General features: G+C 40.1%; 9 protein-coding genes. 3 read left to right on the top strand and 6 right to left on the bottom strand.

Features of this window, described 5'->3' with window-relative positions; genetic code table 11:
* Nucleotides 1-493 precede the first annotated feature (493 nt).
* Genes ACR2F7_RS07205 through ACR2F7_RS07215 form a run of 3 tightly spaced genes read left to right on the top strand, consistent with a single transcriptional unit; the run spans nt 494 to nt 4,697 of the window.
* Nucleotides 494-1,996, top strand: coding sequence for an ankyrin repeat domain-containing protein (locus ACR2F7_RS07205; protein ID WP_432712908.1), 1,503 nt, complete (start codon nt 494-496; stop codon nt 1,994-1,996).
* A 5-nt stretch (nt 1,997-2,001) separates the two neighbouring features.
* Complete coding sequence (locus tag ACR2F7_RS07210) at nt 2,002-2,493, top strand: DUF2271 domain-containing protein (protein WP_432712909.1); 492 nt, start codon at nt 2,002-2,004, stop codon at nt 2,491-2,493.
* A 14-nt stretch (nt 2,494-2,507) separates the two neighbouring features.
* Nucleotides 2,508-4,697, top strand: a complete 2,190-nt coding sequence (locus tag ACR2F7_RS07215; RefSeq protein WP_432712910.1) for a PepSY domain-containing protein — start codon at nt 2,508-2,510, stop codon at nt 4,695-4,697.
* Here ACR2F7_RS07215 and ACR2F7_RS07220 read toward each other — a convergent pair.
* From ACR2F7_RS07220 to ACR2F7_RS07245, 6 genes are all read right to left on the bottom strand, one after another.
* Nucleotides 4,651-5,679 (bottom strand): FAD:protein FMN transferase, encoded by a 1,029-nt coding sequence (locus ACR2F7_RS07220; protein ID WP_432712911.1) that lies wholly within the window; start codon nt 5,677-5,679, stop codon nt 4,651-4,653. The genes ACR2F7_RS07215 and ACR2F7_RS07220 overlap by 47 nt on opposite strands.
* Before the next feature lie 121 nt (nt 5,680-5,800).
* On the bottom strand, nt 5,801-6,331 hold the full coding sequence (locus ACR2F7_RS07225) for a YfiT family bacillithiol transferase (RefSeq protein WP_432712912.1): 531 nt from the start codon (nt 6,329-6,331) through the stop codon (nt 5,801-5,803).
* 13 nt (nt 6,332-6,344) lie between these two features.
* Nucleotides 6,345-6,812, bottom strand: coding sequence for a type II RES/Xre toxin-antitoxin system antitoxin (gene parS, locus ACR2F7_RS07230; RefSeq protein WP_432712913.1), 468 nt, complete (start codon nt 6,810-6,812; stop codon nt 6,345-6,347).
* Between the two features lie 111 nt (nt 6,813-6,923).
* Nucleotides 6,924-9,293: a hypothetical protein gene (locus tag ACR2F7_RS07235; RefSeq protein WP_432712914.1), complete on the bottom strand. Its 2,370-nt coding sequence runs from the start codon at nt 9,291-9,293 to the stop codon at nt 6,924-6,926.
* Nucleotides 9,259-10,116 carry a hypothetical protein gene (locus ACR2F7_RS07240; RefSeq protein WP_432712915.1) on the bottom strand — a complete coding sequence of 286 codons (858 nt, stop codon included), beginning with the start codon at nt 10,114-10,116 and terminating at the stop codon, nt 9,259-9,261. The genes ACR2F7_RS07235 and ACR2F7_RS07240 overlap by 35 nt, the downstream gene beginning before the upstream one ends.
* A gap of 230 nt (nt 10,117-10,346) precedes the next feature.
* Nucleotides 10,347-10,747 (bottom strand): hypothetical protein (locus tag ACR2F7_RS07245; RefSeq protein ID WP_432712916.1); only part of this gene is annotated, 401 nt, incomplete at its 5' end.

Here is a 10,747-nt window from a genome sequence, read left to right on the forward strand (position 1 = left end):
AGGAGGACATATGGGACCTGGAGATTTTAAAAGAAAATATAAGTACAGAAGTGATATTTCAAGTTCTAGACTATCCTATTGGATAGCTATTATTGTTTCCATCATTGTTTTTTGGTTATTGTGGACTTACTTATAACCTGCACAACTACCTGAAGGGTATGCACTACGTACACTGCAACCCTTAAATCAAAGCTTTTCAATACTGACATGGAGTCGTTCATTTAAAAATGAGTGACTCCATTTTTCGTTAAGATTTATTGTGTGCTGTTCTAGTGCCGGGTTAGAGTGAGTCCACGGTGAGTCCACCATGAGTCCACGGTCAGTCCACGTTATGCCGAACAAAGGGTGGACTCACCCTGGACTCATGGTGGATTGGAGGCGCTCTCATAGCAAGGTATCACCAATTTAAGGCCAATACCAAGGCTAAACATTCATAAATTCATTCTTATTTAGACTAATTATCGTTAGCTTAGCGGCTATATAATTAGATACAATGAAAAAAATCTTTACTGTATTGTTCACGCTCGCTTCATTTGCGGCCGTAGCACAGCAAAATACCCTATTAAACCAGTCTTTTTGGCAAGGTACACCAAGTGTAGAGGTTGTTAAAGCAGAAATTGCCAAAGGAAATGATCCTGCACAATTCAATGCGAATGCTATGGACCCAGTGGTTTTGGCCATCAACTCCAATGCACCTTTAACATCAATTACATACTTGTTGGATCTGCCGGGCAATGATATTAATAAACTTACGCATGACGGCAGAACTTACCTGCACTGGGCAGCCATGCGCGGCAATGCAGAACTAATAGCCTACTTATTAAATAAGGGTGCTAAAACCAATATTTTTGATAGTCACGGTAGCACCCCGCTTTTAGTAGCGGCAAGCAGTGCACAACAAGATACAAAACTTTTTGACCTTTTTATTTCACATGGTGTTAACCTTAAAAGCAGCCTTAACCAGGATGGTGCTAATGCATTGCTGTTAGCCATTAGCAGTGACAAGGATTTTACGCTGACTAACTATTTCATCAGTAAAGGACTGGACCTGAAAAGCGTAGATGCTGCAGGAAACAATGCTTTCGCTTACGCAGCTAAAAGCGGTAATGTAGAGTTGATGAAAGCCACTTTGGCAAAAGGCGTTCAGGTAAGTCAGCAGGCCATGCTGATGACAGCCCAAGGCGGTGGACGAAGAGCTAGTGGACCAACAGCGGGTTTGCCTGTTTACCAGTACCTGGAAAGCATTGGTGTAAAACCATTGACGACTAGCAAAACTGGCCAAAATGTTTTACATTACCTTGTGCGTAAACCAGAACAAGCAGAGGTTATTAAATACTTTGTGGATAAAGGTGTAGATGTAAATAATGCAGATGAAGATGGCCTCACGCCATTGATGAATGCAGCAGCTGCCAATCGTGAACCTGCAGTGTTTTCTTTATTACTTCCTAAAATAAAAAATATTAACCAGGCAACGCCGCAAGGACAAACAGCCTTAAGCATAGCCGTGAAAAGCAATTCGCCAGAGGTCATCAGTTTATTGATCAATAAAGGTGCTGATGTTAAAGTGCTGGATGCTAAAGGCAACAACCTCCTTTTTTATGCGATGGAAGGTTACACTACTGGTCGCCAGGCAGGTGCTAACAAACTTGAGGAGTTAGCTGCTAAGCTTAACCTGTTGAAAGCACAAGGCCTTGCGCTTAATGCAGCTCAACAGAATGGAAATACACTTTATCACTTGGCGGTAGCTAAAAATGACCTTGCTTTATTGCAGCATTTACAGCCCTTGGGTATTGACATTAATGCCAAAAACCAGGAAGGTATTTCAGCGCTGCATAAAGCAGCGATGATTGCTAAAGATGACGTCATCCTTAAATACCTAATCAGTATCGGTGCAAAAAAAGATATTGGCACCAGCTTTGAAGAAACGGCCTATGAGCTGGCCACTGCAAACGAAACCTTAACAAAAAACAAAGTATCTGTAGATTTCCTTAAATAATTACCATGTCTAAACTGAATAAAATAGTCTTAATGGGCCTTGTGTTAGTTGCTTCTTTCTCTAGCCGCGCTGTTGCACAACAAACTTCTAAATATAAATGCATGATCCAAATGACCAATTATATGGGAGATGGCGCATACATTGTTATTTCACTGATCGATCCAAAAGGAAATTACAATAAAACTTTGTCTGTATTGGGTTCTGATAAAAAATGGTATAAAACATTGAAAGAATGGAATGCTTTTTACAGCAAAAAGCCAACAAATATCAGCGCTATCACCGGTGCATCGGTAACAGGTGGTGACCGCAGTGTGAACGTGCTAGAATTAGAAAGCAGCAAAATAAATGCTGGTTATAAATTGCGTTTTGAAAGCGCTGTTGAAGATAAAAACTATTACGTCAAAGACCTGGAAATACCATTGACCACACAAAACCTTGCTGGGAAAAGTGATGGTACCGGCTATATCCGTTTTGTACGCTTTGTTCCTGCCAACTAACAAAAACGTTTCTGATGACAATTTCTTTCTGGAGATATAGCCACTTAGCCCTGGCTATATCTTCATTTTTATTTATAGCACTAGCATCTATCACCGGGATCATCCTGGCTGTAGAACCCATTATACAGCAGCAGAACAATTACCGGGTTAAGAACTTTGACCAGGTTAGTGTTGCACAGGCCACTACTATACTTAAGAAAAAATACCCCGGCCTTACCGATATTTCTATAGACCTCAACGGTTCTGTAACCATAAAAGGCACTGATGATGCAGGTGAGCAAATGCTAGCCTGTGTAGACCCTACAACGGGCAGCATATTGGGTGCCCCCTACCAGCAAAGCGGATTTTTCCAGTGGGTAACCGCTTTTCACCGCTCCTTATTTTTACACGAGGCTGGCCGGGTGTTTATGGGCATTATTGCCTTCCTCCTGTTTCTGATCTCTGTTTCTGGCACAGCCTTAATTATTCAGCGGCAGCGTGGTGTAAAGCGCTTTTTTACACGGATTGTAAAAGATAATTTCGCCCAATACTGGCATGTAGTACTCGGCCGCTTATCCCTCCTTCCCATTATCATTATTTCCTTAACGGGTGCCTATATTACCGTATCGAGGTTTGACTTCTTTAAAGAGCAAAAGATCGTTCATGAGGTGGATATCGACAATATGAAAACCGATCCACAGCAGCAGCCTGCAGACTTTGCCGTTTTTAAAAACACGCCGCTTTCAGCAGTGCAAACCATCCAGTTTCCCTTCTCTGAATTTCCCGAAGATTATTATACCCTCAAACTCCAGGACAAAGAAATAGTTGTCAACCAGTTTACTGGTGATGTGTTGAGCGACATTAAATACAACAAGTCTACTTACTGGACTAACCTCAACTTGAACCTGCATACCGGCCGCACCAATGTAGTTTGGGCACTCGTGTTGCTCATCGCTTCAGCAAACATCATTTTCTTTATCTGGTCGGGCTTAGTAATTACCTTAAAACGCCGGTCGGGCAGGGTTAAAAATAAATATAAAAGCGATGATAGTCAAATTATTATCCTGGTGGGTTCAGAAAATGGAAGCACTTTTTTATATGCGAAGGCAGTTTATCAGCAACTCCTCAAACAGGGGCATAAAGCTTATATAGGCGAGCTGAATAGCTACACCACTTTCCCAAAAGCTGAGCATTTGATAGTGATGACTGCTACCTATGGCCTAGGCGATGCACCTGCCAATGCTACAAAATTTGTTTCCTTATTACACAAGTATCCACAGCAGCAAGCCCTAAAAACGAGTGTATTGGGTTTCGGCTCACATGCCTATCCAGATTTTTGTCGCTTTGCTTACGAAGTCAATCAGATGCTGCAACAAACGGATGGACTGCATTCGTTAATTGATATACATACGGTAAACGACAGATCGCCAGAAAACCTTAACCTTTGGGCAGAGGCATGGTCTCAACAGAGTGGCATGGTTGTTACCCTGGCTGCCAATTTAGCGATGGTTCCGAAAAAACTTCAACAACTAACCGTTATATCAAATACAGCGGGGAGTAACGGTAACACCTTTTTGTTGCGCCTAGGCATTAAAGGCAGAGAAAATGTAACCTCAGGAGATCTTCTGGCCATTTACCCGGCTAATGATCATCGCGAGCGCCTGTATTCTATCGGCATGAGGGGCAAAGAAATTCAACTTAGCGTAAAGCTGCTGGAATCTGGCCTGGGCTCGTCATTTCTCTATGCCCTGAAAGCTGGCGATAGCTTGAAGGGACGTTTAGTGAGCAACCCACATTTTCATTTTCCAACTAAGGCACCAGCAGTAGTGTTAATTGCAAATGGTACTGGGATAGCGCCATTTTTAGGGATGATCAGTCAAAATAGCAACCGCAGTGCTATTAGCCTTTATTGCGGTTTCAGGGAGATGAGTTCTTTTGCGCCTTATGCCGATTTTCTGAAAGAACAACAGGGTGCAGGCAAACTTCAATCGCTGAAAATAGCCTTGTCGAGAGAAGGAGATCAACAATATGTGAATGATTTACTGGCTGCAGATCGTGTATTCCTTGCAGAAACCTTAAAAATGAACGGGTGTATTATGATTTGCGGCTCACTAGCCATGCAGAAAGATGTATTGGCACTGCTAGACTCCATCTGCGAGGCACAACTTGAACACAAGCTTACATGGTATCAAGCTCAGGGTCGGATTTTAATGGATTGTTATTAAGCTTTTTGGCTTTTACACCTAAGCGCTTTGAAGCAATGACACGCCCCTTGTCGGTGATGAGGATATATTGATAGGCAGGGTAATGTTTGATAAAAGCCAATGCCTTGCCTTTGCCCAATGCCATCATGGATGTGCTAAAGCCATTTGCCAGTTCTGCGCTTGGCCCTGTAATGCTTACGCTGATGAGCCCGGTAGCAGGATAGCCCGTTTTAGGGTTGATGATGTGTGCATAGCGCTTGCCGTTCAGTAAAACATGTTTCTGGTAGCTGCCAGAAGTAACTATTGCACTGTTGTGCAGCTTTACCACAGCAAAAATGGTGTCGGGTTGAAAAGGATTGGTGATGCCAATATTCCATGGTTCACCATTGGGCTGCACCCCCCAGGTGGCCATATCCCCTGTTGCATTGATAATACCTGCTTTGATGCCTTTGGCTTGCATCAGTGTTCTGCAGCGGTCACCTGCATAACCTTCGCCTAAAGCGCCAAATCCAATCTTCATCCCTTTCAATTTTAAAAATATAGTGGAATTCAGGCTATCCAAAATGATATTGTGATAGCCAACTTTAGCCATAGATTTTTTAATGGCTTCTGGCGATGGCATGGCCGTCATGCTGCCGTCGAACTTCCATATTTTTTCCATAGCAGCAAAGCTGATGTCAAAAGCGCCATCCGTTTCTTGAGATAATTTCAATGCACGCTGCGTTAATTCAAATACCTCGCGGTCAACTTTTACAGGTTTAATCCCCGCATTACGGTTAATTTCTGACACTTGCGTTTCAGGTTTCCAATCTGAAATCAGGTATTCAATACGGGTAATTTCTTTAATACAGGTATCGATATTTTGTTCGGCTGTCAATGAATCTTTAGCGACGATGGTGATGTCAAAACGACCACCCATTAACAAGGTTGTCCGCTTGCGCAGTACCTGGCCATAGCTGGCGGATGTAAGGAGTAAGAGCAAGAAAACAAAATAGTTTTTCATTTCGATAAAGGTCATCAAAAAGCGGGGGTACTTGTTAATTAATTGCCCAAATTTTAAACGAATTTAGTAATTAATGTGGAGGCATATTCGTTCCAACTAAACACTAACCTGTGTAGTTTGCTTATTTAGCTTTTGCAATTTTCACATGCGCCAGATGATGTTGACAATGCCAGGCATAAATGCCAATATTTGTTTTTAAGGAAATGAGTTCGTTTGATTCAGGATGCTTGAATTGTTTTTCAAGGTCAAGAGCTGATAGGTTTTTCAGTAAGTATACCCATCTTTGGTGTAAACCTTGCAACATTATTAAAGCGCTATCTACCGGGAAGTTTTTTGAGTCAGCTAATTCTGCCCACAAGTTTTCATGATAGGGTTTGATGGTGGGGGTATCTTCTGTGAGTGCAAGTTTAAACCTGATGAGGCTATTCATGTGACTGTCGGCACAATGATTTACCACTTGTTTGATGGTCCAGCCATTTGGCCTGTATTGTTTATTCAGTTCTTTTTCTGAAAGGTTTTTGACTTCATTGGTTAATTGTTGTGGAAATTCTTCAATAATTTTAATCCAGTTGTCTATTTGAAGTTGATTGATAGGTTCGGGTTTTTGAAATTTCCCGATTGGGTATTTTAGGTTTTCGAGGGTTTCTTTCATTGTTTGTGTATAATTAGGCGTATACGCCATATTGGATCCTTCCAATCACGTTTCTAACTTCATTTAGACCTAAGACAGTATCAATTAATTCAATTGGTTTTTTCTCAGCTAGTGCAGTATTCTCGGTTCCCATCCAGGCATCAAAATCATTTTTATCTTCAAAAACCTCATAACCAAAATCATATAGCGCTGCAACCGCAATTATTTTTTCGCTGATCAATTTATTAAACTTGTCTGTGGTCTTTTTTTTATGAATCGTAGCGGAAGTAGTTCCTACTATTTTAGATAACCTGGTAAAGTCCAAATTCGTTTGATCCTTAAGACCATCGAATACACGCCTGGATAACCCCTTTTTCACTTCTGTAATGATGTCTAAGTTTGATCCTGCTCTAATGAGTTGAATAATTTTATTAAAATCATCATTTTTCACCTCCATGATTCGCCTTTTACGTTTAACAGGAGAAATATTGTTTGCTTCCATGATTCGCCTTTATACTAAGATAACTATAAAAAGAAAAAACATGATGTTTTAACAAATAGTATTATTGAAGATAAGTTCATTATTTAAGCCTCTATTAGGATTCATCCACGATTATGGCATAAAATCTCTTAAATAACTACATTCACCAGCCGCAATCTGGTAAAATGGTGTTTTGCTGTACTTTACTCTTAATTCCTTAAAGTAAGCGTTGTTATAGTTTGCACGCATAAAGCTTTTGTAGCCCGCATCATCAGCATCCCATAAATTGAAAGCACTCAATTGCCCATTTAGAATGATTCGCTTTTGTTCACATTTTGCCAGCATGAATGTACACTTTGCTTTAAAGTTTGCGTCGGTGCTCAAAGCACGTGCTTTCAGGTACCAAGCCTTGGCAGTTTCTGCTTCTTTATAATCGATATCATAAGTATACTTTGCCGGCATAGTGTTGTCATATGACGACCAGGTATAGCTAATCAAATACCAACTATTACCATAATAGCCAGTTTGATAGACCGCATTTGCCATTTGGTAAAGGTACAGTGCGGCGTTCTTTTTATCGCTAACCGACAACTTCTGTAAGCGCAGCATTTCAGCAGCAAAAGTTTTTTTAGTGGTAGCTACTTTCGCAGACGCATATTTCTTTGGATAATCGTTTATAGTTTCGATAAAAGGATTGGAGTAAAGTTTGGCATTTGCATCATCAGCATACCAATTTTGTGGAGTTAAATACTGATAGGTGGATGATACTTTGGCAAACATGTGAACTGCTTGATCATACTGATGCTGCCGCAGATACGTTGTACCATAAAGCTCATAAAAATCATCGTTACTAAAGAGCTTTAAGGGTGTGACCAAATATCCGAGTAAATCATTACCGGATACCTTAGATTTATACTTCAAAAGCTTTTGCATGGTTTTTGGGCTTAGATATTGCTGCCAAAAAGATCTCGTTTGATAACCCATATTGTCACCTTTAGCCATTGCAAGGGCAGCACGGGCGGTATCATTGAGTTTCAGATACGCAGGTGCAAGAATTTGCTGATAGAAATTTCTAGCGGTTTTGCTGAAATGCTTTTCTCCATCTACTCCATTTTCTGCAGATTGCTTTTTGTCAAGCCATTTTAAGGTGGGTAATAGATTATTCTCATCAAATGAACTTCCTTCTTTGATGTTTTTTGCTTGCATTAACAAGTCGGTAATCCTATATTGATCGCGCAGCCTTTCAGGAAGTTCATCTGGCTTTAAAGCCTTGAGGTAATTCAATGCCAGCAAATCATCATTGCCCAACCAGGACAAATAGGCGGCTGTTAATGTACCTAATGCAGGCTGAGGATATTTCTGCTCCTTTGCTAATTTCACGGCGAAGTTTCTAAGCTCGTTAAGGTGCTTTAGGTTCACCGCTTTAACGCTATCTTTATAATTTGTGTTATTACCATCAGCAAAATAATAGTGGTAGGATGTTCTGGCAATATCATTTCCCTCTATCAAGGCTTGCTCTAACTTGTTCACTTCCCTAACTAACAATACGCCGTTCAGTAAACTTTTGGGATCGTATTGGTACACCTTGAATAAACTTTTCGTATTAAATTCAGGGTTTCCGAATCCATTAATGGCCCAGATATTTGCTTTTTCTTCATCTGTTTTAGCATATTCCAGAATGTCATTTACCGCAGCACTGTTGTAATAGTAATTTTTATATGCCTGCACTCTTCTTTCAGGATTGCTGGCAAAAACTTTTGAAAATAGAAAAGCAGAGGCTTCAGCATTTCCCAATCTACGAATAGAGCCAGCATAAAGTGCAAGTGCCCATCCTTTAACAGCACTATTTGATTTATTATGCTGTATGAATTTCTCATAAACATTCTTGCTGTCCTCGTGCATTCCCCCATAGTGAAACATTCTTTCGGCCTGATAAGCATAACGCAATTTCAAAAAATCATCATGCGTTGATTTCGCTGACTTCAATGCCTCTTTGGCCAAGACCACCATGCCTGTACTATCCCGCGGCGCTGGATCCCATGGGTCAAAAGCAACGTTTGCAAAAGGCTCACAACGTTTGGCAAAACTATAATATTTCATAGCTTTTCGGTGTTGAGATAAACCTTTCAGGAAACTGTTTTTGCGTAAGCTATCCGGCAATCCAGAGATTTTCCCTTTGAATTGAGCAAGCATAAAACTTGTTGCACTATCCGTCTGGTACATGATTTGATAAACATCATGTGCTTTGACACCTAAATATTGTCCCCACTCCCTGCTATTTATATCTGCTTCGCTTTCAACATCTTCTTCACTGTTTAAAAAGGCCATTTGATTATAGAAAAAAGGTGTGAATTCATCTCCCGGTAGGTTATTATGAAAATAGGAGGTGTAATAATCATAAGGATCGACTTCTCCGCCGCAGGCCAAGTTAACAGCGATTTCGCCAAAGAATGTAATTGAGGCAACGCTAAAAATCAGCGATAACTTTTTGAAAGTCTTCATTAGAAAAATGTTTTAAAAGGTCTGTATCTAAATGATAGAAAACGAGATTTCGTTCTTCTGGTTTTAGATGCCGGGTTAAGAAACGGGTTGTTAAAAGCAAATCTTCTACAGAAACTGCTTCCCAGCGTACTACATCACCTTGTTTCAATCCAGCCGCAGGTAGGTCTGTTATCAGATCATATAAAATTGAACTTCCTCTTCGCTTAAATAATTGCCTATCCTGCAATTGAGTTTTGGTAATGCGCCTCGATATCCCTGCATATGCATTTTTTCTAAATACAACGGCCCACTCGAAAATGGGTAAAGCAATATCAAGATTTAAGGGGTAATTTTCAAGATAATCTGTTAAATAAATATCCATCTCATGTTGATCGAGAATGGAGTTTTGCTCACCATATTTACGCAAAATCCCCATATTATAACACATTAACATCGCCTTTCCTACTGGCGGAATTCCGCTAGATATAATATTTTTTACCTGGTGGAGCCTTAGTGTAACGGAAAGGTCTTTGCCTGCCAGCAGCGGATGTTTTTTCAATTGTTGAAGAAAATCAAAATAACTGTCTCTCGTTGTCTTAGTCCAATCGCAATCTATTTGAAGTTCCTTAAAATTGTGTTTTCCTGCTTGTTTCACCTTTGCATCTACAAAATTCAGAATTTTACTTACTAAAACACCCCGTTGCCTGGAATCGAGTTTTTCGAAGGTATGATTAACGATATAAACTACTGGTATAATATCGACCTTATGCGGCAATGGATCAGTAAATGTGATTGGCGAAATTGGAACAGCCTGCTGCAGATCTGGATTGAAATCTACATCCATGATGCGAACGTAAAGCGATTTTGATTTAAACTGTTCTATATAGGTAGTTTCACTTTTTTTATCCTGATAATTGGTTTTCCAAAAGTAAAACGTTGGGTGGACAATCGATTTTTGTTTACAGCTGAGCAGGAAACATACAGAAATTATTAACAACGCTATCTTGTACATATCGGTTACGAAGGACTAAATTAGCATATATTTTCCGTATGGGTGAACTTTGATAGACATGTTTAAAACTCCAGTGCTTTCAGCTCTTTTTCCGTAGGCAAAATTGTATTGTATTTCAACCAGAAATCTGGAGAGAATTTATTGCCGTTATTGTAAATATTGTACTTTTTGTAGCCAGCAGGTTCAACCTTCGAATCTTTTGTTAGCCTTGTCGAACTTAAATCACTATTGCTTGCCAGAATTTCAGCAACAGAGCCTAATAAGCCTTTTTTACCCCCCAACTTAAATCGAATGTCTTGTTCTATTCGGCAATACTTTAAAAAAGGAACTGGTCCTTCACTATAAATCGCCGTCATGTTGTCTTTCTCACAAGCATAAGCCATAAAAACCAGGTTCACCTTTGGCATATACTGCAAATGGGTTATATGACTATAGTTGACTTTAAGAATCCTGTTGTTGACTG

The sequence above is a fragment of the Pedobacter sp. genome (assembly GCF_045628745.1).
In the GTDB taxonomy this organism is placed as follows: domain Bacteria; phylum Bacteroidota; class Bacteroidia; order Sphingobacteriales; family Sphingobacteriaceae; genus Pedobacter.

What these genes read in the sequence shown, in the direction of transcription:
- ACR2F7_RS07225 (WP_432712912.1), bottom strand. Translation starts at nt 6,331, where the DNA reads ATGAAAGAAACCCTCGAAAACCTAAAATACCCAATCGGGAAATTTCAA.
- ACR2F7_RS07205 (WP_432712908.1), top strand. Translation starts at nt 494, where the DNA reads ATGAAAAAAATCTTTACTGTATTGTTCACGCTCGCTTCATTTGCGGCC.
- ACR2F7_RS07215 (WP_432712910.1), top strand. Translation starts at nt 2,508, where the DNA reads ATGACAATTTCTTTCTGGAGATATAGCCACTTAGCCCTGGCTATATCT.
- ACR2F7_RS07235 (WP_432712914.1), bottom strand. Translation starts at nt 9,293, where the DNA reads ATGAAGACTTTCAAAAAGTTATCGCTGATTTTTAGCGTTGCCTCAATT.
- ACR2F7_RS07220 (WP_432712911.1), bottom strand. Translation starts at nt 5,679, where the DNA reads ATGAAAAACTATTTTGTTTTCTTGCTCTTACTCCTTACATCCGCCAGC.
- ACR2F7_RS07210 (WP_432712909.1), top strand. Translation starts at nt 2,002, where the DNA reads ATGTCTAAACTGAATAAAATAGTCTTAATGGGCCTTGTGTTAGTTGCT.
- parS (WP_432712913.1), bottom strand. Translation starts at nt 6,812, where the DNA reads ATGGAAGCAAACAATATTTCTCCTGTTAAACGTAAAAGGCGAATCATG.
- ACR2F7_RS07240 (WP_432712915.1), bottom strand. Translation starts at nt 10,116, where the DNA reads ATGGATGTAGATTTCAATCCAGATCTGCAGCAGGCTGTTCCAATTTCG.